This window comes from Aeromicrobium massiliense JC14, from assembly GCF_000312105.1.
GTDB classification, from domain to species: domain Bacteria; phylum Actinomycetota; class Actinomycetes; order Propionibacteriales; family Nocardioidaceae; genus Aeromicrobium; species Aeromicrobium massiliense.
In genome coordinates, this window is record NZ_HE978636.1 from 1,049,709 (window position 1) to 1,073,590 (window position 23,882).

Annotated in this window: 25 protein-coding genes; 12 read left to right on the forward strand and 13 right to left on the reverse strand. The window is 74.9% G+C overall.

Annotated elements, in window-relative coordinates:
* Positions 1 to 51: 51 nt before the first annotated feature.
* The 3 genes from HGAM_RS05340 to HGAM_RS05350 are packed head-to-tail and all read right to left on the reverse strand — an operon-like array spanning position 52 to position 1,947.
* Positions 52 to 663 (reverse strand): energy-coupling factor transporter transmembrane component T family protein, encoded by a 612-nt coding sequence (locus HGAM_RS05340; RefSeq protein ID WP_019144443.1) that lies wholly within the window; start codon positions 661 to 663, stop codon positions 52 to 54.
* Positions 660 to 1,349, reverse strand: a complete 690-nt coding sequence (locus tag HGAM_RS05345) for an energy-coupling factor ABC transporter ATP-binding protein (RefSeq protein WP_019144444.1) — start codon at positions 1,347 to 1,349, stop codon at positions 660 to 662. Before HGAM_RS05345 ends, HGAM_RS05340 begins: the two co-directional genes overlap by 4 nt.
* A gap of 16 nt (positions 1,350 to 1,365) precedes the next feature.
* Positions 1,366 to 1,947, reverse strand: a complete 582-nt coding sequence (locus HGAM_RS05350) for a biotin transporter BioY (protein ID WP_019144445.1) — start codon at positions 1,945 to 1,947, stop codon at positions 1,366 to 1,368.
* 95 nt (positions 1,948 to 2,042) lie between these two features.
* Between HGAM_RS05350 and HGAM_RS05355 the strand changes: the two genes are divergently transcribed.
* Positions 2,043 to 2,606 carry a TetR/AcrR family transcriptional regulator C-terminal domain-containing protein gene (locus tag HGAM_RS05355; protein WP_019144446.1) on the forward strand — a complete coding sequence of 188 codons (564 nt, stop codon included), beginning with the start codon at positions 2,043 to 2,045 and terminating at the stop codon, positions 2,604 to 2,606.
* A 70-nt stretch (positions 2,607 to 2,676) separates the two neighbouring features.
* On the opposite strand, the gene HGAM_RS20265 is transcribed toward HGAM_RS05355, so the two are convergent.
* Genes HGAM_RS20265 through HGAM_RS20550 form a run of 4 tightly spaced genes read right to left on the reverse strand, consistent with a single transcriptional unit; the run spans position 2,677 to position 6,209 of the window.
* The gene (locus HGAM_RS20265) at positions 2,677 to 2,838 is read right to left on the reverse strand and encodes a hypothetical protein (RefSeq protein ID WP_019144447.1); all 162 of its coding nucleotides are present in this window, start codon (positions 2,836 to 2,838) and stop codon (positions 2,677 to 2,679) included.
* Positions 2,839 to 2,893: 55 nt separating this feature from the next.
* A complete protein-coding gene (locus HGAM_RS05365; RefSeq protein ID WP_019144448.1) occupies positions 2,894 to 4,351 on the reverse strand; it encodes a GuaB1 family IMP dehydrogenase-related protein in 1,458 nt (485 codons plus the stop codon).
* Positions 4,352 to 4,390: 39 nt separating this feature from the next.
* Positions 4,391 to 5,527, reverse strand: coding sequence for a sensor histidine kinase (locus HGAM_RS05370; RefSeq protein WP_019144449.1), 1,137 nt, complete (start codon positions 5,525 to 5,527; stop codon positions 4,391 to 4,393).
* 4 nt (positions 5,528 to 5,531) lie between these two features.
* Complete coding sequence (locus tag HGAM_RS20550) at positions 5,532 to 6,209, reverse strand: class I SAM-dependent methyltransferase (RefSeq protein ID WP_019144450.1); 678 nt, start codon at positions 6,207 to 6,209, stop codon at positions 5,532 to 5,534.
* Between the two features lie 48 nt (positions 6,210 to 6,257).
* Between HGAM_RS20550 and HGAM_RS20555 the strand changes: the two genes are divergently transcribed.
* Complete coding sequence (locus tag HGAM_RS20555) at positions 6,258 to 7,010, forward strand: Fic family protein (RefSeq protein ID WP_019144451.1); 753 nt, start codon at positions 6,258 to 6,260, stop codon at positions 7,008 to 7,010.
* A gap of 261 nt (positions 7,011 to 7,271) precedes the next feature.
* On the opposite strand, the gene HGAM_RS05385 is transcribed toward HGAM_RS20555, so the two are convergent.
* The gene (locus HGAM_RS05385) at positions 7,272 to 8,057 is read right to left on the reverse strand and encodes an HAD family hydrolase (RefSeq protein WP_019144452.1); all 786 of its coding nucleotides are present in this window, start codon (positions 8,055 to 8,057) and stop codon (positions 7,272 to 7,274) included.
* 121 nt (positions 8,058 to 8,178) lie between these two features.
* On the opposite strand from HGAM_RS05385, the gene HGAM_RS05390 reads away from it, so the two are divergent.
* Complete coding sequence (locus HGAM_RS05390) at positions 8,179 to 9,465, forward strand: hypothetical protein (protein WP_019144453.1); 1,287 nt, start codon at positions 8,179 to 8,181, stop codon at positions 9,463 to 9,465.
* Here the strand turns inward: HGAM_RS05390 and HGAM_RS17895 are convergent.
* Together HGAM_RS17895 and HGAM_RS05400 are read right to left on the reverse strand one after the other, a co-directional pair.
* Positions 9,462 to 10,208: a class I SAM-dependent methyltransferase gene (locus tag HGAM_RS17895; protein ID WP_019144454.1), complete on the reverse strand. Its 747-nt coding sequence runs from the start codon at positions 10,206 to 10,208 to the stop codon at positions 9,462 to 9,464. The two genes, HGAM_RS05390 and HGAM_RS17895, sit on opposite strands and share 4 nt — an antisense overlap.
* Before the next feature lie 9 nt (positions 10,209 to 10,217).
* Complete coding sequence (locus HGAM_RS05400; protein WP_019144455.1) at positions 10,218 to 11,900, reverse strand: glycosyltransferase family 61 protein; 1,683 nt, start codon at positions 11,898 to 11,900, stop codon at positions 10,218 to 10,220.
* Between the two features lie 192 nt (positions 11,901 to 12,092).
* Between HGAM_RS05400 and ssd the strand changes: the two genes are divergently transcribed.
* The 8 genes from ssd to HGAM_RS17925 all read left to right on the forward strand — a co-directional run bounded on the left by ssd (position 12,093) and on the right by HGAM_RS17925 (position 17,081).
* Positions 12,093 to 13,139, forward strand: coding sequence for a septum site-determining protein Ssd (gene ssd, locus HGAM_RS17900; protein WP_019144456.1), 1,047 nt, complete (start codon positions 12,093 to 12,095; stop codon positions 13,137 to 13,139).
* A complete protein-coding gene (locus HGAM_RS17905; RefSeq protein WP_019144457.1) occupies positions 13,136 to 14,296 on the forward strand; it encodes a TadA family conjugal transfer-associated ATPase in 1,161 nt (386 codons plus the stop codon). Before ssd ends, HGAM_RS17905 begins: the two co-directional genes overlap by 4 nt.
* The gene (locus HGAM_RS17910) at positions 14,287 to 15,087 is read left to right on the forward strand and encodes a type II secretion system F family protein (protein ID WP_019144458.1); all 801 of its coding nucleotides are present in this window, start codon (positions 14,287 to 14,289) and stop codon (positions 15,085 to 15,087) included. Before HGAM_RS17905 ends, HGAM_RS17910 begins: the two co-directional genes overlap by 10 nt.
* Positions 15,088 to 15,353: 266 nt before the next feature.
* Entirely contained in the window at positions 15,354 to 15,788 is a 435-nt protein-coding gene (locus HGAM_RS20560; protein ID WP_019144459.1) for a type II secretion system F family protein, read from the forward strand.
* Between the two features lie 116 nt (positions 15,789 to 15,904).
* Positions 15,905 to 16,093 (forward strand): DUF4244 domain-containing protein, encoded by a 189-nt coding sequence (locus HGAM_RS17920; protein ID WP_019144460.1) that lies wholly within the window; start codon positions 15,905 to 15,907, stop codon positions 16,091 to 16,093.
* Positions 16,094 to 16,150: 57 nt separating this feature from the next.
* Positions 16,151 to 16,366 carry a DUF4244 domain-containing protein gene (locus HGAM_RS05430; RefSeq protein WP_019144461.1) on the forward strand — a complete coding sequence of 72 codons (216 nt, stop codon included), beginning with the start codon at positions 16,151 to 16,153 and terminating at the stop codon, positions 16,364 to 16,366.
* The gene (locus HGAM_RS05435; protein WP_019144462.1) at positions 16,360 to 16,713 is read left to right on the forward strand and encodes a TadE family type IV pilus minor pilin; all 354 of its coding nucleotides are present in this window, start codon (positions 16,360 to 16,362) and stop codon (positions 16,711 to 16,713) included. Before HGAM_RS05430 ends, HGAM_RS05435 begins: the two co-directional genes overlap by 7 nt.
* Positions 16,710 to 17,081: an Rv3654c family TadE-like protein gene (locus tag HGAM_RS17925; RefSeq protein ID WP_019144463.1), complete on the forward strand. Its 372-nt coding sequence runs from the start codon at positions 16,710 to 16,712 to the stop codon at positions 17,079 to 17,081. The genes HGAM_RS05435 and HGAM_RS17925 overlap by 4 nt, the downstream gene beginning before the upstream one ends.
* Positions 17,082 to 17,085: 4 nt before the next feature.
* Here HGAM_RS17925 and HGAM_RS05445 read toward each other — a convergent pair whose 3' ends face one another.
* The 3 genes from HGAM_RS05445 to HGAM_RS05455 all read right to left on the reverse strand — a co-directional run bounded on the left by HGAM_RS05445 (position 17,086) and on the right by HGAM_RS05455 (position 23,440).
* Entirely contained in the window at positions 17,086 to 18,660 is a 1,575-nt protein-coding gene (locus HGAM_RS05445) for a chitinase (protein ID WP_019144464.1), read from the reverse strand.
* The gene (locus tag HGAM_RS17930; RefSeq protein ID WP_019144465.1) at positions 18,657 to 20,990 is read right to left on the reverse strand and encodes a glycosyltransferase family 2 protein; all 2,334 of its coding nucleotides are present in this window, start codon (positions 20,988 to 20,990) and stop codon (positions 18,657 to 18,659) included. Before HGAM_RS17930 ends, HGAM_RS05445 begins: the two co-directional genes overlap by 4 nt.
* Before the next feature lie 152 nt (positions 20,991 to 21,142).
* On the reverse strand, positions 21,143 to 23,440 hold the full coding sequence (locus tag HGAM_RS05455; RefSeq protein ID WP_019144466.1) for a DEAD/DEAH box helicase: 2,298 nt from the start codon (positions 23,438 to 23,440) through the stop codon (positions 21,143 to 21,145).
* A gap of 91 nt (positions 23,441 to 23,531) precedes the next feature.
* On the opposite strand from HGAM_RS05455, the gene HGAM_RS05460 reads away from it, so the two are divergent.
* Complete coding sequence (locus HGAM_RS05460; RefSeq protein WP_019144467.1) at positions 23,532 to 23,876, forward strand: STAS domain-containing protein; 345 nt, start codon at positions 23,532 to 23,534, stop codon at positions 23,874 to 23,876.
* Positions 23,877 to 23,882: the final 6 nt, after the last annotated feature.

Sequence of the window (23,882 nt, forward strand, 5' to 3'; positions counted from 1 at the left end):
GACCCGGTCGCGGGGCCCTCGTGCGTCCGGGACCGGTCTCCTGGGTGGGTCTCAGTCGTCGCCGAGCCCGCGGGCGGCCAGGGCGTCACCGGTCTCGTAGGCCCGCCCCACCGTGCGGACGGCGAGTGGGACGAGCAGGGCGCGCGGGCTGCGCTCGAGCCCGCGCGCCTTCGCGGCGGCGCGGGTCTCGCGGGCGGTCTCGAGGATGCCCGGGATCGCCCGCAGCACGAGCGAGAAGGCCAGGGCGACCCGCTCGGGCCGGACGCCGAGCCGGCGGAACGGGCGCAGCCCGCGCTCGACCGCCGTGAGCACCTCGTCGACCGGCGTCGTGGCGGTGAACACCAGGGCGGCCAGCACGAGCGCCAGGAGGTCGCCGACCACGTGGACGGCCACCGGCCAGCCGCGCTGCCAGGTCTGGAAGGCGCCGACGACCACGGCGAGGACGAGCAGGCCGCGCACCTGGCGCAGCGTTCGCCGCCACGGCATGCCGGCCACGAGCGTGAGCGCGACAGAGACGCCGAGCAGCACGAGGGCGCTGACCGGCCCGGTCAGCCACACCGCCAGCCCGCCGTACAGGGCGAGCAGGCCGAGCTTCGGCCCGGCCGGGATCCGGTGCAGCACCGACGTCCCGGGCCGGTAGGCGCCGAGCAGGTCGCCGCTCATCGCGTCACGAGGTCGCGGTAGTGCGCGACGGCCGCGTCCGGCGCACCGTCGAAGACGACGCGGGCGGCGTCGACGACGAGGGCGCGGTCGCAGCGGGCGGCGAGCTCGAGGTCGTGGGTGACGAGCACGAGCTGCTGGCGCAGCGAGAGCAGCCGGTCGGCCACGAGCCGGGTGTTGCGCAGGTCGAGCAGCGTCGTCGGCTCGTCCGCGACCAGCACGTCCGGATCGGTCGCCAGCACGCCGGCCAGCGCCAGCATCTGCTTCTGGCCGCCGGACAGGGCGTGGACGCTGGTGTCGGCCTTCCCTTCGAGCCCGACGGACGCCAGCACCTCCAGCGCGCGGGCCCGGCGCTCGGTCTTGTCGCGCACCGTGCGGCGCAGCGACAGGGCGACGTCCTCCAGGCAGGTGGGCATGACGAGCTGGGCGTCGGGGTTGGTGAACACGAACCCGACCCGGCGGCGCACGGCGGGCCCGTCGTCGACGGTGTCGAGGCCGCCGACGTGGACGTGCCCGGAGGTCGGCTCGACGAGCCCGTTGAGCAGCCGGGCGAGCGTCGACTTGCCCGAGCCGTTGGCGCCGACGACGGCGACCCGCGGCTCGTCCAGCGTCAGGGACGTCGGCTCGAGGACGACGAGCGGGCCGTCGGACGTGTCGACGGTGACGGCGGCCTGGTCGAGCTCGATCACGTCCGTACGGTACGCGTCAGCGCCGGGCCAGCTGCGGGAAGGCGCGCAGCACCGACGCGGCCACGACGGCGGCCAGCACGCCCTTGGCGACGTCGGCGACGAAGAACGGCGTCGCGAAGCCCCAGGCGACGGACGCGGAGACGTCCAACGCCCGCATCATCCCGAGCGTGCCGAGGGTGCCGACCACCGCGACCGTGGCGACCGCGGCGGCGACCGACACGGCGACGACGAACGTGGCCGGCGACCGGTGGGCCATCCGCGAGGAGACCGCGCCGACCAGCGCCGCGGCGAGCGGGAAGGCGAGCAGGTAGCCGCCGGTCGCGCCCGCCCACACCGCCGGGCCGGCGTGGCCCTGGGTGAACACCGGCAGGCCGGCCGTGCCGACGACGAGGTAGAGCACGACGGCCAGGAAGCCGCGGCGCGCCCCGAGCGCCGAGCCGGCCAGGAAGACGCCGAACATCTGCAGGGTGAAGGGCACGTTGGCGACGCCGTTGATCGCCGGCAGGATCGCGCAGACGGCGATCAGGGCGGCGAAGGTGGCGACCAGGGCGAGGTCGGTCGTGCTGCTGGTGCGGCGGCGGGCGGACACGGTGCTCATGGTGCTCCTGACGGGCGGACACGCACCTGAACGGCGTTCAGGTGAACGGCGTTCAGGTTAGGGTGGGGCTCGTCCGCTGTCAACGAAGGAGCCCGATGCATCACCGCACCGACGTCGTCGCCGCCGCCCTGCGGGTGCTCGACGAGCACGGGCTCGGCGACCTTTCGATGCGCCGGCTGGCCGCCGAGCTGGACGTGCGGCCGAGCGCGCTCTACCACCACGTGGCCAGCAAGCAGGAGCTGCTCGCCGCCGTCGCCGACGAGATCGTGGGCCGTGGGCCGCGACCGGACGCAGCGGTGGGCGAGGCGGCCGTGCGGGCCGAGTGCCGGGCCCTGCGCGACGCGATGCTCGCGTGGCGCGACGGGGCCGAGGTGGTGGCGACGGTGCACGCCTACGGCCTGGGGCCGCACGAGCCCGGGGAGCGGCTGACGGCCGCGCTGCGCGGCGCCGGGCTCGAGGACCGGTTCGCCCGGGCCGCCGCCCGCACGATGCTGCACTTCGTGTTCGGCCACGTGCTGGACGAGCAGACCCACCTGCAGGCGGCGAGCGCCGGGGCGATCGGCGACGAGCCGGACGCCGGCGACGCGGCCGACGGCACGAGCTTCGAGCAAGGCCTGGACCTGCTGCTGGCCGGCGTCCGCGCCCACGCGGACCGCTGAGCAGGCTCGCTCCTGAGGCTTCGACGCGCTCAGCCACCGGACGCTTCGACCGGCACCGCCCTCGACGACGTCAGGCGCTGAGCGCCTCGGCGGGCTCGGCGTAGGGCAGGTCGACCCACGCGGCCACGCCGCACGCGGTGCACGTGACGGTGCCGGTCAGCTCGTCGGGGAGCTCGACGTCGAAGCCGCAGTCCTCGCAGACCAGGACCAGGCCGATGCGGATGTCGTTCATGTCTCCACCGTAGGAACGACCACCGACAGAACCGGGAGGCCGGCCCGGCGTGTCGTCACCAGGACACGTGCAGCGGACGGCCCTCGTCGTAGCCGGCGCTGCTCTGCAGGCCGACGACGGCACGGTCGTGGAACTCCGCGATGCTGCGCGACCCGGCGTAGGTGAAGCTCGAGCGGACGCCGGCGGTGATGCCGTCCAGCAGGTCCTCGACGCCGGGACGCTCGGGGTCCAGGAACATCCGCGAGGAGCTGATGCCCTCCTCGAACAGAGCCATGCGGGCGCGGTCGAAGCCGGCGGCGTCCTTGGTGCGGTTGGAGACGGCGCGGGCCGAGGCCATGCCGAACGACTCCTTGTAGGCGCGTCCGTCGGCGCCGACGAGCAGGTCGCCGGGGCTCTCGTACGTGCCGGCGAACCAGGAGCCGATCATGACGCTGGCCGCGCCGGCGGCGAGCGCGAGGGCGACGTCGCGCGGGAACCGCACGCCGCCGTCGGCCCACACGTGGGCGCCGAGCTCGCGCGCGGCGGCCGCGCACTCCAGCACGGCCGAGAACTGCGGACGTCCGACGCCGGTCATCATGCGGGTGGTGCACATGGCACCGGGCCCGACGCCGACCTTGACGATGTCGGCGCCGGCCTCGACCAGGTCGCGGGCGCCGGCGGCGGAGACGACGTTGCCGGCGGCGACCGGGATGCGGCGGCCGGTGGCCGCCTCGTGCGCGTCGCGCGCGGCGACGACGACCGGCAGCGCCTCGAGCATCTTGGCCTGGTGGCCGTGCGCGGTGTCGACCACGAGGACGTCCACGCCCATGGCCAGGAGCGCCTCGGCCTTGGCCCGCACGTCGCCGTTGATGCCGACCGCGGCGCCCACCACGAGGCGTCCCTGCGGGTCGACCGCGGGCGTGTAGATGGTGGAGCGCAGCGCGCCCTTGCGGGTCACGACACCCTGCAGCACGCCGCCGTCGAGCACCGGGGCGAGCTCGAGGTGGCGGCCGGTCAGGTCGGCGAAGTAGTCGCGCGCCTCGCGGCCGGCCTCGAACGTCGGCACGTCGGTGCTCATGACCTCGTGCACCTGGGTGAATCGGTCGACCTCGGCGCCGTCGCGCTCGGTGACGACGCCCAGCACCTTGCCGTCCTCGACGACCACGGCGGCACCGTGCGCGCGCTTGGGGATCAGGCTCATGGCCTCGCCGACGGTGGTGGACGGCGCGATCGTCACGGGGGTCTCGTACACCGGGTGCGAGGCCTTGACGCGCTCGACCGTCGACTGCACGACGTCCAGCGGGATGTCCTGGGGGATGATCGCGATGCCGCCGCGGCGGGCGACCGTCTCGGCCATGCGGCGGCCCGAGATCGCGGTCATGTTGGCCACCACGAGGGGCAGGGTCGTGCCCGTGCCGTCGCTGGTGGACAGGTCGACGTCGAAGCGGCTGGTGACGTCGGAGCGCGCCGGCACCATGAAGACGTCGTTGTACGTCAGGTCGTGGGACGGCTGCAGGTCGTTGAGGAACTTCACCGCGCAAGGATACGCGGCGCGACCCAGCCGCCGGGCGTGTCAGGCCCCGGGCTCGACCGCCGGCGAGAACTTCGGCACGCGCATCGTCACCTTCGTGCCCAGGCCGGGCGCGGTCTCGACGACGATGCCGTACTCGTTGCCGTAGACCGTGCGCATCCGCTCGTCCACGTTGCCCAGGCCCACGGAGTCGGTGGCGGTCTGGCCGCTGAGCGCCCGACGGACCGTCTCGGCCTCGACACCCACGCCGTCGTCCTCGATCGTGATGACGCACTCGGCGCCTTCGTCCAGCGCCTCGACGGTGACGGTGCCGGTGCCCTGCTTGGCGGCCAGGCCGTGCCGGACGGCGTTCTCGACCAGCGGCTGGACGCACAGGAACGGCAGCGTCACGTTCAGCACCTCCGGCGCGACCCGGGTGACGACGCGCAGCCGGTCGCCGAAGCGGGCCTTCTCCAGCACGAGGTACTGCTCGATCGAGCGCAGCTCCTCGGCGAGCGTCGTGAAGTCGCCGTGCCGGCGGAACGAGTAGCGGGTGAAGTCGGCGAACTCGAGCAGCAGCGAACGCGCCCGCTCGGGGTCGGTGCGGACGAACGAGGCGATCGCGGCGAGCGAGTTGTAGACGAAGTGCGGCGAGATCTGGGCCCGCAGCGCGCGCAGCTCGGCGGCCATGAGGGCGGTGCGCTGCTGGTCGAGCTCGGCCAGCTCGAGCTGCCCGCTCATCCACCGGGCCAGCTCGGTCGTGGCGCGCAGGACGCCGGCCCGCTCCTCGCCGGCCGCGACGAGCGCGCCGACGACGCGGTCGTCCACCGACAGCGGCGCGACGACCGCGCCGGACCCCGCCTGGGTGCTGCCGGTGGCGAGCGCCTCGTCGACGAGCGACTGGACGGCCTCCGGGGTCTCGGGACCGACCCAGGCCAGCGGCCCGTCCAACCCGGCCAGGCCGACCGTCGGCGTGCCGAGCAGGGCCCGCAGGTGGGGCAGGGCGGTGCGCGCGCTGTCGCGGGTCAGGCCCGAGCGCAGCGCCGGCGCGGTGAGGGAGACGCGGTGCAGCGTCTGGTAGGTCGCACGGTCGGCGGGCGAGCCCAGCGCCTGGCCGCGGACGGCGAGCCGGCGGCGCACCAGCAGCAGCGCGAGCACGAGGACGAGCGCCACGCCGAGCGCGAGCAGCACCTCGGTCATGGGCTCAGCGGAAGTCGAGCAGCAGGGTGTCCGGCGGCGGGGCCTGCTCGGGCAGGGCGGCCTTGTCGACGCGGGCGCGCACCGCCGTCGTGGAGTGCCGCAGGCGCAGGAAGCCGGTGTGCTCGGCGTAGGTGCGGAACAGGGTGTGCACCTCGGCGAGGGCGGCCTCGCCCCGGCTGCGGTCCATGGTCTCGCGGGCGAACGCCATGAGGCCGGCCAGGTCGAGCTTCTCCCAGGCTGCGAACGTCTCGGTCTCGGCCTCGTGGAACAGGCCGGACGCCGCCAGGGTGTCGGCGGTCGGCACGGGACCCGGCGCGACGCCGACGATCTCGCGCAGCCGGCGCAGCCACGGGATCGAGTCGTCGTAGGCGTGCGAGACGGTCGAGACGACGCCGGACGGCCGCAGGACGCGGGCGTACTCGGCCAGCGCCACCGGGGCGTCGTGCAGGTCGGGGACGACCACGGCGTCGAACGCGTCGTGGACGAAGGGGAGCCGCTCGCCGCCGGCCCGGACGTAGCCGACGAGCTCGTGCTGCACGTGGCGGGCGTCGGGGGAGCAGATGGTGACCTCGTGGCCGAGGTCGGCCAGCCGGTAGGCCAGCGAGCTGTCGCCCAGGTGCAGCACGCAGGCCAGCTGGTCGCCGACCAGCCAGTTCGCCACGCGTCCGCCCGAGCTGCTCACCCTGCGAGGGTACCGGCCACGGGGACGCGCCCAGGTACGCTGCGGGGCGTGTCCAGCCCCTCCTCGTCCGCCTTCGCCGTCGCCGCCTCGCTCGAGGGCGTCCCGTCCGCCTTCGTGTCGACGCGGGACGGCATCGACACGCTGCTGCGCGACCGGGGGCTGCGCCGCAGCACGCCCGAGGACACCGCCGAGTCGCTGCTGCGCGGCGCCGTTGCCACGGCGCGGCTCGAGGGCGCCGAGGGCGACGACGAGACGCTGCGCGCCGGCGGTGGTGACGCCACCGCCCGCGGCGCCGTGCTGCTGTCGACCGAGCTGCTGGGGCTGGCCGCGCCGTGGCGCACCGCGCCGCTGCAGGCCGTCGCCCGGATGCACGCGCTCGCCGCCACCGGCACGCTGCCCGACCCCGAGCGGGGACGTCCGGCGACGCCGGAGGGCGCGCGACGGCTGACCTGGCTGGCCCAGGCCGTGCAGGCGTCCGGCGACGTGCCGGGCCTGGTCGTGGCCGCGCTCGTCCACGCCGAGATCGCGACCGCCGGCGCCTTCGCGTCGCACAACCGCGTCGTGGCGCGGGCCGCCGAGCGGCTGGTGCTGGTGGTGCGCGGCGTCGACCCCGCCTCGCTCGTGGTGCCGGAGGCCGGCCATGACGCCGAGCCGGACGGCTACGCGAGCGCGCTGTCGGCGTACGAGCGCGACGCCGCGTCGCTGCACGCGGGCGATCCGGGCCCCGGCGTCCACCAGTGGCTGCTCTACGCCTCCGCGGCGTTCGCGCGCGGTGCCGAGGCGAGCCCGGTCGCGCGCTGACCCCGGACGTGCGACGACGCCGCCTCCGCGTGGGTGGCGACGCCGTCGGTGGCGCAGCATCGGGACCAGGCGTGCACTTCGTCGTCGTACGTCGCCGCGGGGCCGTCCCCACGAGGAGGCCGGATGTCCCGCGGGCGACAGCCCTATAGGACGGGAGATCGCCGCGGTGGTGCCATCGGTGCTGCGTCGCTGTGGAGTTGTTCCTAGGTCCTTTGTACCCCCGTGATGCGCGTCACACAAGGGGTTTCCGGGACGCGTACGTCAGCGATCGCGACGGCGCAGCACCAGCGAGGTGGCGACGGCGACCAGGGCGGTGCCGGCCACCCCGACGGCGGCCAGGCGCACGCGGCGCGACAGCCCCAGGCGGCGGCGCAGCGCCACCGGGCGGGCGAACGTCAGAACCGGCCAGCCGTTCGTCTCGGCCGCCTTGCGCAGGGCGCGGTCGGGATTCACCGCGAACGGGTGGCCGACCGCCTGCAGCATCGGCACGTCCGTCTCGGAGTCCGAGTACGCGTAGCACTCGTCCAGGTCGTACCCGCGCTGCTCGGCGAGCTCGCGCATCGCCACCGCCTTGTTCGCGGCATACGCGTAGAACTCGATCTCGCCGGTGTACCGCCCGTCCTGCTCGAGCAGGGTCGTCGCGATGACGTGGTCGGCGCCGAGCATCGCCCCGATCGGCTCGACCACCTCCGAGCCGGACGCCGAGACGATGACGACGTCGCGGCCGGCGGCGCGGTGCTGCTCGACCAGCTCGACCGCTTCCTCGTAGACGAGCGGGTCGATGATCTCGTGGAGCGTCTCGGCGACCGCCTGACGGACCACGTCCACGTCCCAGCCGGTCACCAGCTGGGTGAGGTAGCCGCGCATCTTCTCGAGCTGGTCGTGGTCGGCGCCGCTCACGGCGAACACGAACTGGGCGTACGCGCTCCGCAGCACCGCACGCCGGTTCAACAGGCCGCCGTCGAAGAACGGACGGCTGAAGGCCAGGGTGCTCGACTTGGCGATGATCGTCTTGTCGAGGTCGAAGAACGCCGCGGACCGGGTCACGCCGCCAGCCTAGGGGGTCGGCTCCCGGAGCCGGTGCTCCTGGGCCAGCGCGCCCGCCGGCTCGTCCGGGCCGGCACGACGGACGGGCAAGGCTGCCCCTGGGCCCTGCCACGATGTGCCGGTGACTGCACGCGTGCGCATCCTCGTCCAGGTCCACCGGCTGGCGGCCTTCCGCCAGCTGCTCCGCTCGCTCGACCGCACCCCCTCGCTCGACGGCGGGGTGGTCGTCGTGGCCGACCCGTCCGGGCTGGACGCCGCGGCGCGCGAGACCTTCGACCGGCTCGTGCGGCACCGCGTGGACGTCCGCGTCGGGGACGACCGCGACGGCGCCGAGTGGGACCTGCCGCTCGAGGAGACCGACGTGCTCGCGCCCGGTGCGGTCGACCTGCTGCTGGCCCAGGCGGCCGCCACGGGCGCCGACGTCGTGCTCGGCCGCCGGGCCGCCGCCCCGTCCGACTGGACCCTCTTCGCCCACGACGGTGCGGTGCCGGCCGCCGAGGTGGCCGTCGACGTCACCGACCTGCCCGTGCTCGTGCGCGGCGGCACCACGTCCGGGCCCGTCGCGGACCGCCGTCGCGCGGGCGTGCGCGACGCCACGACGGTCGCCGTCCTGGCCCAGCACGTCGTCCTGGAGGGCTCGTCCGTCGCGCTGGAGGAGGCGCCCGCCACCCGGGTCGAGGCCACGTGGCGCGAGGGCGCGCTCGAGCTCGTCGTCGGGGAAGCCGTCGAGCGGATCGTGCTCACCAACCTCGACACGGGCACTGCCTGGGCGCTGCCGGTCGAGCCGGGCGGCGTGGTGCGGATCGACCCGCGTCGCGCGTCCTTCGGGCGTCCGCTCCAGCACGGCCACTGGGTCGTCGATGCCGTCGGCGCGCCCGCGCCGGCCGTCTCGGTCGACCGGCTGCCGCGCTGCGCGCTGCTCGACGGCGGGCTCCTCGTGCCGGTCCGGAGCGCCGGCCGCCTCGTGCTGGACGTCGGCGCCACGAAGCGCTTCCGCGGCAGCGCGTTCCCGCCCGAGGGAGCCGAGATCGTCGAGACGGGCCAGGGCTCGCGACTGCGCTGGGAGACGACTGCCGTCGACCTCACCACGGGCCGCGACGTGCCGGCCGTGCTCAAGGCGGGTCCGTTCCTGACCGCCGCGGTGCTGCGCCCCCGGGACGGCGGCGTCGTCGTGGAGGCGTGGATGTCGGGCCTGCCCTCGCGCTCGTCCCTGGCGCTCGCGGTGGCCGGCTCGGACTTCCACGCCCTGGGCAGCGACCTGGTGATCGAGAACGCCGGCGGGATGTCGATCCGGCCGGCGCCGGCGAAGGCCAAGACGCTCCCCGTCCCGCCGCCGTCGGGCCTGCGTGCACGGCTCGCCAAGGTCCCAGGGGTCCGACGCCTGCGTCAGGCCCTGCGCCGCGACTAGGCGTACGCCGAGCCGAGCGTCTGCCCCGCCACCTCGCGCAACCGCCGGTTCAAGGTCGCTGGGTCGACGTCGTCCGCGCTGGCGGCGAGCTCGTCGAGCAGCGGTGAGGCGAGCACCCGCTCGGGCGCCTGCACGAACGTGCGGTCCATGAGCTCGGCCGGCACCGGCTGCGGGTCGGCGTGCCGGAGCTCGCGCATGATCGCGTCGTAGTTGTCGGCCAGGACGGTGCTGGACGGGTCCAGGCCCATCACCAGCAGCAGCCCTGTGGGCTGGGTGTCGACGCAGACGGTGAGGATGTCGGGCCGGTAGCGGGCCAACGTCTCGAGCACCGGGTAGACGTCGCCCGTCCACGCGCCGGTGTGGCGGTCACGGGCGGCCTCGTCGACGTTGCGCGGCAGGATGTCGTCGAACACGATCATCGAGCCCGGACGCGAGTGGCGCTCGGTGTTCATGAAGTCGCGCAGCGCGTACTCGAACAGGTGCAGGCCGTCGATGAACGCCAGGTCGAACGGCTCGCCGCCGGTCGGCTCGAGCGGGTCGGGCCGCGCGAAGTACTCGTCGCTGGTCGTCCGGAACAGGTCGACCGGCGCGTGCAGCTCGTGGTCGATGGCGAACGCCGGGTCGATGCCCACCGACGGGCACCGCGACAGCGAGAGGCTGTTGCCCCAGCGGACGCCGATCTCCAGGTAGTGGCGCGGGGCGAGCCGCGTGTGCACCTGCTGCAGGAAGTCGAGGTAGTGCATGACTGGACTTTAGTGACGTGAGGAGTCCAGTCGGTCGAGCTCGCGCGCGAGGAAGCGGCCCTCGTCGTCGAAGTCGAACGTGAACGGGGAGCGAAAGGCGTCGTTCGACCAGGCATTGGCCGGGTGGGCGATCTCCGGGGTGCTCCACACGGAGGTCAGCTCGTGGCCGCGCGCCGCGGCGATCAGGTACTCGTTGCGGGCGTCGTAGGACCGGTGACCGATCGTGAAGACCCGCGTGGGACGGGGCACGAAGGCCAGGTTGAACAGCCCGCTGCCGGCGAACCCCGCCACGGCCTCGGCGCCGCGGAACATCGCCACCTGGTCCGGTAGCGAGTGCTCCTCGGGGAACACGACCTGGAAGCCCCGGTCCTCGAACCACCGTTCGACCTCGTCCACGTTGCGGCAGGCGCGCAGCAGGTGGTCGCGGCGCGAGACGAACAGCCGGGTCGCGGGACGGGTCCCGCTGGCCCGCGACGCGAGGCTGTCGCCGAGCAGGTCCCAGACGGCGGTGATCTCGGGATGGACGTAGCGCGGCTGCGAGAACATGGGCGTCGCGGCGTAGAGCCGCTCCGGCCGGACGGGGCCACTGATGAGCTGCACGCGGGTCTCGTCCAGCCCCAGGCACCGGGCGATCTCGCGCTCGTGCGGGGCCATCTCCGTCCTCGACGGTGGGAGCGTGAGCAGCAGCTTCACGTCCGGCTCGAGGGCGCGAACCTCGGACCAGGCCCACAGGCGACTGATCTGCTCGGTCAGCATGTGGCCGAAGTGCGCGGGCTCCTCGGAGTCCAGGTGGAAGTACGCCCCGGGGAGCGGCTCGGGCTCGTCGGTCGGGACGAGGACCCGGCCGAACCGGTCCCCCACCCGCTCGACGCGCTGCGAGACCCGGTCCCAGGGACGTCGGTAGGTGTCGCAGAGCACGACGCGGCCGGTGGTGACCACCTGCGTGACGCCGGCGACGGCGCGGTCGTAGCGGCGGAGCATGAGGGGCGGTGCCGAGAAGGTCGCTCGCACGTGGGGGTCGTCCGGGATCGACGAGCGGTACGTCAGGTCCGGCGTCCAGGTCGTCCGCGGGCGGGTCGCCAGCACGGCTCCCCACGACGGCTTGGTCTCGAGCAGCTGTCGGGTCTCTTCCTCGTCGACGCTCGGTCGCACGGCCCGGGCCAGGACGACGCGCAGCGAGCGCTCGTCGTCGAGCTCGACGTCCCCCAGGGTGAAGGCGAGGCCGCGCACCGGGCGGAACGCCCGACCGCGGTCGAGGTGGTCCTCCAGGTCGCGCAGGCGAGTCGCCGTCGCGGTCGAGATCACGCTCCACAGGTCGTTCGCACCGGTGGCTCCGGGTTCCGGCGCCACCAGGGCCGACGCCACGAACGTCCCCCCTTCGCGCAGGTGCATGAAGGCGGCCCGGAACATTTCCAGCTGCTCGTCCGGCGTCTCGTCCGAGACGTCGACGACCAGGTCGAAGGGCCCCTTGGCGATCAGCCTGACGTGGCGCGCCGCGGGGTCGTCGTCGGGCCGTGCGGTGCTGATGCGGGCCTGCGGGCAGGCTTCGCGGACGAGCGTCTTCCAGGCGCGGACCTTGTGTCCCACGACGAGGACCCGGGGCCGGCCCGGAGCCTGCGCGACGGCGGCCAGCACCCGCAGGGCCAGCGCCGACGGCTCCACGGGCCAGCGCAGGGCGTCGGCCCGCTGCACGAGGTCCTCGACCGTGACCGATGACGAAAAGGCGTTCCGGTGGCTCTGTGTCCGGCCGGGCCAGGCGAGGCGCATGCTGGAATCCAACACGCTGGGGGAGTGGCTGTCCACAACCGCGACGGCCGCGCGCGGCGTCCACAGGCCTGGCCGAGGGGCATGGTCGCGGTCGGTGCGCGGCGGGACGGTCGAGCCATGGACGACCTCGCCCGCCCGCTCGTGGTGACCGCCGACGACCGCCTCCTCGACCAGGTGCTGCGGCTGTGCGCCGCCGTCGGCGTGACGCCCACCGTGGCCGCCGACGCCCGGTCGGCCGCGCGGGCGTGGCGCACGGCCGGGTTCGTCGTGGCCGGCGGCGACACCGCGGGCGAGCTCGCCCGTGCCGGGCTGGCCCGGCGCGCCTCGGTGTTCGTGGCCACGACCGGCGACGCGTCCTACGCCGAGGCGTTTGCGCTGGGCGCGGAGCTCCTGCTGACCCTGCCGACCGACGAGGACCGCGCGGTCGAGGCCTTCGGGGCCGCCACGGAAGGGCGCGGGGAGGCGTGCGTCGTGTCGCTGACGGGCGCGTGCGGCGGCGTGGGCGCGTCCACCCTCGCGGGCGTGCTCGCGCTCACCGCGGGCCGTCGCGGGCTGCGCACGCTCCTGCTCGACGCCGACGAGCTCGGCGGCGGGCTCGACCTGCTGCTGGGGCGCGAGGACCACGAGGGGCTGCGGTGGGGCGACGTCGACGCGACGCCCGGGCGGCTCAGCGGCGAGTCGCTGCGCCGGGTGCTCCCGAGCCACGACGACGTGTGGGTCCTGTCGTGGGGACGCGACGGGTCCGGGACGGCCGACCCGGCGGCGATGGCCGCCGTCCTGTCGGCCGCGGCGCGCTCGTTCGACCTCGTGGTGGTCGACCTGCCCCGCCGGCTCGACGCGTGGTCGTCCGCCGCGCTCGCCCGCAGCACCCTCGCCGCCGTGGTGGTGCCCGGTGAGGTGCGCGGTCTCGCGGGGGCGGCCCGCCTGCTCGCGGGCGTCCGCGCGACCGCGCCGGCCACCGGGGTCCTGGTGCGGACGCGTCCGCGCGGTCTCGACGTCCCGGCGGTGGCCGAGGCGGTCCAGGTGCCCGTGCTCGGCCGGCTCCGCGACGACCGACGGCTCGCCGCCGCCGTCGACCTCGGCGACGGTCCCGGACGCTCGCGGACCCACCGCCGGTGCGCGGACGCCCTGCTGGAGGCGGTCGGGCTGGCGGGTGAGCGATGAGCGGGGCGCTCCCGGCAGCCGTCGTCGACCGGGTCCGCGAGCGGCTCGCGGCGCGGGCCCTCGAGCCGACGGCGGAGTCGGTGGCCGAGGTCCTGCGCGACGAGCGGCGCCTCGTCGGTGACGGTGCCGTGCTCGCGCTGGCCGACCAGCTGCGCCAGGAGTCGCTCGGTGCCGGCCCGCTCGAGCCGCTGCTGCGGCGGCGCGGGGTGACGGACGTGCTCGTGAACCAGCCCGGAGAGGCCTACGTCGACGCGGGCTCCGGCCTGGAGCGGGTGCCGGTCGCACTGCCCGACGAGCCGGCGGTGCGCCGGCTCGCGCAGCGTCTCGCCGCGCTCGGCGGGCGCCGCCTCGACGACGCCAGCCCGTACGTCGACTGCCGCCTGCCCGACGGCACCCGCTTCCACGCGGTGCTCGCACCTGTGTCCCGGCCGGGCACCACGCTGTCGCTGCGCGTCCCGGCCCGGACCGCGTTCACGGTCGAGGAGCTCCGGTCCGGCGGCAGCCTCACCGAGCTGGGGGAGCAGGTCGTCCGTGCCCTCGTCGCCCACCGCCTGGCCTTCCTGGTCAGCGGCGGCACGGGCTCGGGCAAGACCACCCTGCTGGCCACGCTGCTGGGGCTCGTCCCCGCGTCCGAGCGTCTCGTGCTGGTCGAGGACGCCACCGAGCTGCGTCCCGATCATCCCCATGTCGTCGGCCTGGAGGCGCGTCCGGCGAACGTCGAGGGAGCCGGTGAGGTGGCCGTGCGCGACCTGGTGCGCCAGGCGCTGCGCATGCGGCCCGACCGGCTGGTCGTCGGAGAGGTGCGTGGAGCCGAGGTCGTCGACCTGCTCGCGGCGCTGAACACCGGGCACGAGGGCGGCGCGGGCACGGTGCACGCGAACGCCTCGGCGGACGTGCCGGCGCGGCTCGAGGCGCTGGCCCTGGCCGCCGGGCTGCCGCGCGAGGCGCTGCACGCCCAGCTGGCCTCGGCCGTCGACGCCGTGCTGCACGTCGGTCGCGACCCGGACGGACGGCGTCGGCTGCAGGAGGTGGCGGTGCTGCGCCGCGACGGCGACGGCCTGGTGCAGGCGTGCCCGGCGTTGTCGTTCGGTCCGTCCGGCGAGCCCGAGCACGGTCCCGGCTGGCCGTGGCTGGAGGAGCGGCTGCGATGGCTCTGACGTCCGGCCTGCTCCTCGCGCTCGCGCTGTGCCTCGCGCGCCCGCCGGGGCGGTTCGTCCTGCTCGCCCGGTTCCCGGGGCGGACCGGCCGCGGGCTGCCGGCCTGGCGCCCGCGGTTGCCCCCACCGCCCGTGCTGCTGGCGGTGCCGGTGGCGGCCTGGCTGACCGGCGTGGCCCTGCCGCACGTGCTCGTCGCCGTGACGGTCAGTGCGACGGCCGTGGTCGTGGTGCGGCTCCACCGGGCCGGACGCCGGCGCGCGCGGGCGGCCACGACCCGGCGCGAGGTGGCCGAGGCCATGGACGTGCTGGCCGCACAGGTCCGGGCGGGCCTGGCTCCTGCCACCGCGGTCCGCGCCGCCGCCGAGGACCTTCCGTGGCTCGGCGGGGTCGCGGGCGTGGCCGCGGTGGGCGGCGACGTTCCGGCGGCCCTGCGGACGTCCGCGGCCCGTCCGGGGGCCGCCGCCCTCGGCTCCCTCGCCGCGGCCTGGGCGGTCGCGGAGCGCTCCGGTGCCCCGCTGGCGGAGGTGCTCGAGCGCCTCGGTGACGGGGTGCGGGCCGACCTGGAGGTGCACCGCGAGGTGGAGTCCGCGGTCGCCCCTGCCCGCGCCACCTCCCGGCTGCTGGCCGGGCTGCCCGTCCTGGGGCTCGGCCTGGGCGGCTCCCTCGGGTCCGACCCGGTCCACGTCCTGCTGCACACCCTTCCGGGGGCGCTCTGCCTGGTCGCCGGCGTCGGGCTCTCGCTGCTCGGCCTGCTGTGGGTCGACCACCTCGTCGAGGGGGCGCAGCCGTGATCCCGGCCCTCCTAATGGGCCTGGCGACGGCGCTCGCCTGGCCACCGACCACTCGGCGGCGCTGGAAGCGGCTCACGGTTCCGGGGGACGCCGCCCGGCGTCGCGCCCTCGACCCGGTCTGGGCGGCGCGGCTGCTCGCGGCTGTCGGGGTGCTCGTCCTGGTCGGACCGCCATGGGGCTTGGCCGCCGCACCGGTCGCGGCGCTCCTCGTCGGCCGGGTCGTACAACGGCTGGAGCCCGCTGCCGTGCGCCGACGGGCTGAAGCGGTGAGACGTGCCCTCCCGGACGCTCTCGACCTGCTGGCGGCGGCCATGCGGGCCGGGCATCCAGCCGAGGTCGCGCTGGCCTCGGTCGCGGGGGCGGTGGGTCCGCCGCTGGCCGACGAGCTCGGTGTCGCGTCCGCACGGCTGGCCGTCGGGGTGGAGCCGTCCGCCGTCTGGCAGCGCCTGCGCCGCGAGCCCGGTCTCGACGGGCTCGGCCGCGCCTTCGCCCTCGCGGAGCGGTCGGGCATGCCGGTGGCCCGCCTGCTGGAGCGGGCGGCCGACGACGCGCGGCGCGAGCGGTCCGCCGCGGCAGCGGGGGTGGCCCGCGCGGTCGGCGTGCGCACGGCCGCGCCGCTGGGGCTGTGCTTCCTGCCCGCGTTCTTCCTCGTCGGCGTCGCCCCGACGGTCATCGGTGCGCTGTCGAGCCTGCTGCCCTGACGTCCACAGCGGCGCGGATCCGGTCCTGACGTCCACAGCGGGGGCGGACGGTCGCAGATCAGGGGGTCGCGGCGCCCATCTTCTCGACGAAAGCTCCACCACTTCCAGGAGGAACCATGAAGAACACCCTGCACCGCCTGCGTCAGCGCCGCGACGAGCTCGGCATGACCACGGCCGAGTACACCGTGGGCACGCTCGGTGCCTGCACCGTCGGTGGCGTGCTCGTGAAGATCGGCCAGAGCGAGTGGTTCGGCGACCTCGTCAAGGACGTCATCGGCAAGATCCCCGACCTGCTGCCGTTCTGAGCCACCCGGGGCCGGGCGGCCGTGCGGCTGCCCGGCCCTCCGACGAGAGGAGCGTCCATGTTCCACGTCCACCCGCGCCGCCGCGACGACCGCGGCATGACCACGGCCGAGTACGCCGTCGGCACGCTCGGCGCCGCGACGATCGGCGTGTGCGGCTTCCAGGTCGCCGTGCCGGTGCTCGAGCGGCTGCTGAGGGATCCGCCGCCGGGCCTGATTCGGCACCCGATCGGCCTGTTCGGCTGGCTCGACCCGACCCGGCTCCTGCCGTGGTGAACCGCGAGCGCGGCATGGTCACGGCCGAGACGGCCGTCCTGGCGCCGTTCGCGCTCGTCGTCGGCCTGCTGCTGGTCTGGGTGGTGTCGCTCGGGGTCACCCAGGTGCGGCTCGTCGACGCCGCCCGCGAGGGCGCCCGTGTGGCGGCTCGGGGCGAGGACCCGGACGCCGCGCGGAGCGCCGCCGAGCGGGTCGGGCCCGACCACGCGTCCGTCGAGCTCGACGAGAGCGAGGGCGTCGTCACGGTCACAGTGACGGCCGAGTCCGGGCCGCCGGTGCCGTTCCTGCGTCGGATGGGCCGGCACGAGCTGGAGGCGACCGCCGTGGCGGCGGTCGAGGACCCGTGAGCGGTCGCCTGGCCGGCGAGCGGGGCTCGGCGACGGTCCACGCTCTCGGAGCGGGGGTGGTGCTGACCCTCGTCGCGCTGCTGGCGCTGCAGGTCGCGCTGCTCATCGGCACCCGCCACGCGGCCGCCTCGGCCGCCGACCTGGCCGCCCTGGCCGGCACCCAGGCGGCCGCGGCCGGCCAGGAGCCGTGCCCGGCCGCGGAGGCGGTCGCCGAGCGGAACGGGGCCCACCTGTTGCAGTGCCGGGCCGACGTCGAGGTCGTCACCGTGCGCGTCCGCCGTGTGACCCGCACGGCCTGGGGCCAGCGCGTCGGCTTCGAGTCCGACGCGCGGGCGGCCCCCGTCGACTACGTGGTGCCCGGCGGCTGAGCGCTCAGTCCAGGACCTTGCGGATCTCCTCGGCGGTCAGTGGCACCCACGGCGACGCGTCGGGGTTCGACTCGGACACCTCGGGGTGGTCGGCCTCGGTCCACCACTTCGCGCGGTAGGGCACGCCGTCGACCAGCACGCGAGCGCCCTGGCGGTACACGCCGGTGCGCGACCACTCCGGGTACGTGCCCGCCGGGAGCGTCAGCTTCGGCGCGGGACGGTCGCCGGGCAGCACGGGTCCGAGCAGCTGCCACGGGGTCTGCTCGGCCGTCGCCACCGGATCGTCGGGCAGGTCGCCGCTGGTCCACCACTTGGCCTCGTAGACCTGACGGTGCCAGACGACCTTGGTGCCCTCGGGGTAGGCCGCCTCCTCGTTCCAGATGCGGTACGGGCTGGTCTCCGGGTCGTCCACGGGCTCGTCGTCACCCGGCGTCCGCGCCGTCGTGGTGGGCTCCGGGGTCGGCTCGGACGCACTCGCGTCGCGGTCGGAGCCCGAATGGGCGTCCGCGCCGGCGGCCAGCACCTCGGCGAACGTCTCGCCGTCCTGGGCGACGCCGCTGCAGGCGTCCGACACGACGTGGGTGTCCGGGTAGTTGACCCCGCAGGCGCGGTCGCGGTTGAGCGACCACAGCGACACCCGGCCGACGCCGAGGTCGTCGGCCAGCGCGGCCAGCTCCCGGGCGTCGTCCAGCGTCACCACGTCGGACCGCACGTCGTTCTGACCGGCCATCGGCGTCATGCCGACGTGCTTCCAGGCGCCGCCCTGGGGCTTCACGCCGGCGGCGTCGAAGGCGTCGCCGACCTGCTCGTGGACGGCCTTGAGCGTGCGCTCCGTCGCCTCGGGCATCGACTCGTCGCTCTCGCGGCTGCCGCCGTAGTTCATGGTCATGGCGTTGACGCCGGTCAGGTCGACTCCGGCGGCCAGCGCGTCGCGGACGACCGTCAGCCCGTCCTCGGTCAGGCCGGCCGTCGCGGCGGGCAGGGTCAGCCACACGTCGAGCGGGCGGTCCTGCTTCGCCCGCTCGGCCTGCAGCGCGGCGAGCGCCGTCGAGCGCCGAGCGCTGGCCTCGTGGTCGGCCAGGTCGTCGTCCTCGACGTCCAGGTCGACGGTGTCGAGGTCGTAGCGCTCGACCACCGCGCGGTACGCGGCGAGCAGCTTCTCCGGGTCCTGGCACGAGGTGGCGAGCTCGTCGTTGGCCAGGCCACCGAACGAGACCGTGACGTCACCGCCGCGCTCGCGCAGCAGCGCCACACGGCGGTCCAGGTCGAGCTCCGCCGCGGCACCGTCGAGGTCGTGGAAGCCGCCCCACGTCGGCGTGCAGGGCTCCTCGGGGTCGGCCACGACGAACGACAGCACGACGTCCTTGGTCGCGTCGGACTCCGGGCTCTCGAAGGCGTAGCGCGGGGTCGCGGTGACGTCGACGTAGCCCGAGAAGGTCGAGCTCGAGTCGTCGCCGCGCAGCGCGGTCAGCTCCTCGCGCCAGCGGTCGGCACCCAGCACGGCCACGACCAGCACGCCCACCACGCCCAGCGCCACGAGCACACGGGCCCACGAGAGCCGGTGTCCGTCGGGGATCATGCGTGCACCTCGTCGCGGTCGGTGTCCCGGTCGGCGTCCTGCTCCGGGTCGGTCGGGGTCTGCGCGTCGGTCTCGGCCGCGGCGGGACGCTGCCGCGGCGGACGCCGGCGCTCGCTCGAGCCGTGGTAGAGCGCCGAGCGCCAGTCCAGGCCCTCGTCACCGTCGGCCTGGGTGGGCTCGGTCCTGCGCGGCACGAAGAACCAGTGCAGCAGCGCGGTGAGGACGTCCATCACGGCCGGCCCGATGCCGATGAGCGTGATGATCGCGTAGACGGTCAGGACGCAGTTGAGCGCCAGGAAGAACGCGGTGAGCCAGTTCTGGTGCTCCACCTCGCGCCACAGCAGGAAGCCCCACAGCAGCGCCACGAGGATCGGCATGACGATCGACCACGCGGGCGCGGCCGTGCGGTTGCGCACCTTGGGCGTGCGGGCGAACGGGATCTTCTGGCCGCTGAGCGCCTGGCTCAGCGACTTCAGGACGCCCGAGAGGTTGACCGACAGCAGCACGAGGTTGAAGCCGTAGATGCGCAGCACGTCCGTGCGCTTGTAGCCGCAGGTGTGCAGGTCCGAGGCCATCGCCAGGAAGTACGGCACGCCCATGAGCACGACGAGCGGGCTGAGCAGGCGCTGGTCGTACGGGAAGAGCAGCAGGAACAGCAGGCCGACGGTCGCCCAGGTGATGGACGCCATGTAGTTGATCCGCAGCGCGAGCTCCATGAACGTCATCGGCATGCCGCTGGACTTGCGGATCTTCGCCTGCCGCCACAGCTTGGGCAGGATCAGCAGGCCGCCGTTGGCCCACCGGCGGCGCTGGACGACCAGCGAGCCCCAGTCCGGCGGGGTGGCGCTGTAGCTGAGCCGCTCGGGGTAGTTGACCAGGCGCCAGCCGTGCATGGCGATGTCGATGCTGGACTCGGTGTCCTCGATGACCGTGCGGTCCTGGATGTAGCGGTGCACGCGCCGGCCCTGCTCGACCGTGCTGACCTGGATGTCCTCCAGCGCGGCCCGGCGGATGAGCGCGTTGGCGCCGACCCAGAACGTCGCGTCGTACGCGGTGAAGCCCTGGTGCTGGATGTGCTGCAGGTCGGTCGTGGCGCCGGACAGGCGCTCGAGCCGGGTCGGGGCGCCGCGGTACGCCGAGTACGGGGTCTGGATGACCGCGACCCGCTCGTTGCCCGGCTGCTCCATCTCGTGCAGCAGCCGCAGGCAGTACTCGGGCAGCAGGATCGAGTCGGCGTCGAGCGTGAGGACGTACGGGGTCATGGGGACGGTGAGGGTGTGCGGTCCCGGCCCGCTGGCGGGGTAGAGCATGACGCCCTCGGGGGTGTTCTCGGCGTCGTAGGCGCCGCCCATGAGGCCGAGGTAGGCGTTGAGGTTCATCGCCTTGTTCGACTCGTGCGACAGGGACGCGTACTTCTTGCGCTCGAACACGTCCAGGTCGGCCGAGAAGATCCACACCAGGCGTCGGTACAGGTCGAGCGTGCGGTGGGGTCCGGGCGGCTCGCCGGCTGCGATCGCGGCCTCGACGGCGTCGGCGGTCAGCGCCAGGTCGTCGGCCAGCGACAGCAGCACCTGCTCGACGAAGAAGTCCGAGACGTGGTCGGGACGCTCCTCCGCCTCGGCCATGTCAGTCAGCCACGTGGCGGCCCAGCGGTAGTGCTCGAGCATCTCGACGTGGTCGCGCGGCTCGACGGCGACGGACTGGTCGAACTCGGCGGTGCGCCGGAACAGGGCGGCCTCGAACCGGGTGCGGGGCACCGACAGCACGGCCTCGATCTGCGAGGGGAGCAGGCGGGTGGCGGCCAGGCGCTCGCGCGCGACCGGGTCGGTGGGGGTCGGCGGGTCGTCCAGCAGCAGCACGACGCGCAGCGACGGCACCTCCTGCAGGGCGGCCGACCACAGCGTCAGCCGGATGACGTCCGGCTCCTCGGCGTAGGACGGGACGAGCGTCGTGACGGCCTGGTGCCCGGAGGCGAAGTGGCGCTCGAGCGCGGCGCGCGGGACCCGCTCGTGGTCGCGGAAGCGGCGCAGCGCCCCGCGCCGGGCCACCAGGTACATGACCGACGAGAAGCCCAGCGAGCTCAGCACGGCGACGAACAGGATCGTCTCCATCGTGTAGCTGAACCCGCCGAAGCCGTGGTCGAGCCGGTTGCGGACGACGGTCAGGACGAAGTAGGCCAGGCCGGCCAGGATGGTGGCCACGACGGCGGCGCCGGCCAGGAGCAGGGACAGGTCGGAGGGCCGGGGGTGCTGGCGCGGACGCGGGCGGGACGACTTCTCGGCGCCCCACTGTCGGCGACGGACGGGCTGCGGTGCGGGCGCGTCGGGCACGGGGGTTCTCCTGACCGGCCCGGATCTCGGGCCTTCGTCAGTCAACGGCCGGAACCGCCTCCGGACAACCGTTTTTGCCCGATCGTGGAGTGATTGTGGCCTCCATGGGGAGAGGTCGGGACGTTCGTCCCGGTGCCTGCCACCCGGACGGGTCACGCGGACGTGGCCGGGACGGGTGCCTCGGCGAGGAACAGGTCCAGCAGGCGGACGGCGGCGGCCTTGTCGAGCGGGTCGTTGCCGTTGCCGCACTTCGGTGAGTAGACGCACGACGGGCAGCCGTCGGCGCACTCGCAGGCCAGGACGGCGTCGCGCGTGACGGTCAGCCACTGCCGGGCGACCTCGAAGCCGCGCTCGGCGAACCCCGCCCCGCCGGGATGCCCGTCGTAGACGAACACGGTGAGCGTGCCGGTGTCCGGGTGGTGCGCGGTGGACAGCCCGCCGATGTCCCAGCGGTCGCAGGTGGCCAGCAGCGGCAGCAGGCCGATCGCCGCGTGCTCGGCGGCGTGCGCGGCGCCCGGGACGTCGGTGGCGTCGAGGTGCGCGGCGACCGTGGCCGGGTCGAGCGTCCACCACACCGCCTTGGTCGGCAGCGTGTGGGCGGGCAGGTCGAGCGGCTCCTCGCCGAGGATCTCGCCCGAGCCGTTGCGCCGGCGCAGGAACGAGACGACCTGGTTGGTCACCTCGACGTCGCCGACGCTGATGCGCGCCGTGCCCCAGTCGTGCGTGCGGTCCTCGCGCACCACGCGCACCTCGGTGGTGCTGCGGGCGGTGGTCGAGTACGGCGGGTCCTCGCGGTGCACCGCGGCGACGCCGAGGTCGAGGTCGTAGTCGTCGACGACCCACGTCTCGCCCTGGTGGACGTAGACGGCGCCGGCGTGGACGGTCGTGTCGGCCGAGCCCGCGTCGACGGTGCCGACCAGGCGCCCGGTGGCGCCGTCGACGATCTGCACGGGGCTGCCGCCGCTGCCGCGCAGGTCGGCCAGGTCGGCCGCACGGTCGCGGCGGGTCCAGTACCAGGCGTCCTGGCGGCGGCGCAGCCAGCCGGCCTCGGTCATCGCCGCGACGCCCTCGGCGGCGCGCGGCCCGAACAGCGCGAGGTCGGGCTCGGTCAGCGGCACCTCCTGGGCGGCGGCCGCGAGGTGCGGGCCCAGGACGTACGGGTTGTCGGGGTCGAAGACGCTCGCCTCGACCGGGGCGCCGAGCAGCGCCTCGGGGTGGTGGACCAGAAACGTGTCGAGCGGCTCGTCGCGGGCGATCATCACCCCCAGTGCGGGACGTCCGGCCCGCCCGGCGCGGCCCAGCTGCTGCCACAGCGCGGCCCGGGTGCCGGGGTAGCCGACCGTCACCACCGCGTCGAGGCCCGAGACGTCGATGCCGAGCTCGAGCGCGTTGGTGCTCGCGAGGGCCATCAGCTCGCCGCTGCGGAGCTGGCGCTCGAGCGCGCGGCGGTCCTCGGGCAGGTAGCCGCCGCGGTAGGTCGCGACCCGCGTGGCCAGGTCGGGGTCGACGTCGGCCAGCCGCTGCTGGGTGCCCAGCGCGACCGACTCGGCGCCGCGCCGCGAACGGACGAAGGCCAGCGACCGCGTGCCACCGATCACGAGGTCGGTGAGCAGGTCGGCCGCCTCCGCCCCGGCACCGCGGCGCGACGGCGGCGTGCCGTCGTCGCCGCCGATCAGCGGCGGCTCCCACAGCGCGACCGTGGTCTCGGGGTGCGGCGACCCGTCGTCGGTGACGGCGGTGACGTCGAGCCCGGTGAGCCGCGAGGCGAACGCGCCGGGGTCGGCGATGGTCGCCGAGGCCAGGACGAACGTCGGGCTCGCGCCGTGGTGCGCGGCGACCCGGCGCAGCCGGCGCAGGACGTGCGCGACGTGGGCGCCGAAGACGCCGCGGTAGTGGTGGCACTCGTCGACGACGACGTACTGCAGCCCGCGCAGGAACCGCGACCAGCGCTGGTTGCCCGGCAGCAGGACGCGGTGCAGCGTGTCGGGGTTCGTGAGCACGTAGTCGGCGTGGTCGCGCGCCCACGTGCGCTCCTCGCGGGTGTTGTCGCCGTCGACCGTGGCCGCCTTCACCAGGTGGCGCATGGCGCCGAGCCCGAGCAGCTGGTCGGCCGCGAGCGCCTTGGTGGGGGAGAGGTAGAGCACGGTGGGACGCCGCCGGGCCAGCGGGTCGTCGCCGGTGCGCCCGGCGGCCAGCGCGCTCAGCGCGGGCAGCTGGTAGGCCAGCGACTTGCCCGACGCGGTGCCCGTGGCCACGACCACCGAGCGTCCGGCGTGGGCCAGGTCGGCCGCCTCGGACTGGTGCGCCCACAGGTGGGTCAGGCCGCACTCGGCGTAGGCCTGGCGGACGTCGGGGTGGACCCACTCGGGCCAGGCCGCGTAGACGGCGTCGCGGGCCGGCAGCACCCGCCGGTGGGTGACCCGGTCGGCGTAGCGCTGCAACGGATCCACCGCACCATTCTCCCAGACCGGCCCAGCGCAGGACGCTCGACGGGCCGCCTCGGCGGGGGCGTGGTTGAATGCCACCTGACGAGGAGGTGCGATGGAGCTGTCGCTGACGTCCCGGGCCGAAGGACCGTTCGAGGTTCTCGCCGTGGGTGGAGAGATCGATGTGTACACGGCGCCGAAGCTGCGCGAGGCGATCGTGGCTGCGGTCGATGCCGGCCGGACCCGCCTGATCATCGACGTGGAGCAGGTCGACTTCCTCGACTCCACGGGCCTGGGCGTGCTGGTCGGTGCGCTGAAGCGGGTCCGTGGCGAGGGTGGCTCGCTCGACATCGTGTGCACCCACGAGCGCATCCTCAAGATCTTCTCGATCACCGGCCTGGACAAGGTCTTCGGCCTGCACGACTCCGTGCCGGCTGCGGTCTCCTCGCACGACGCCTGAGACAGT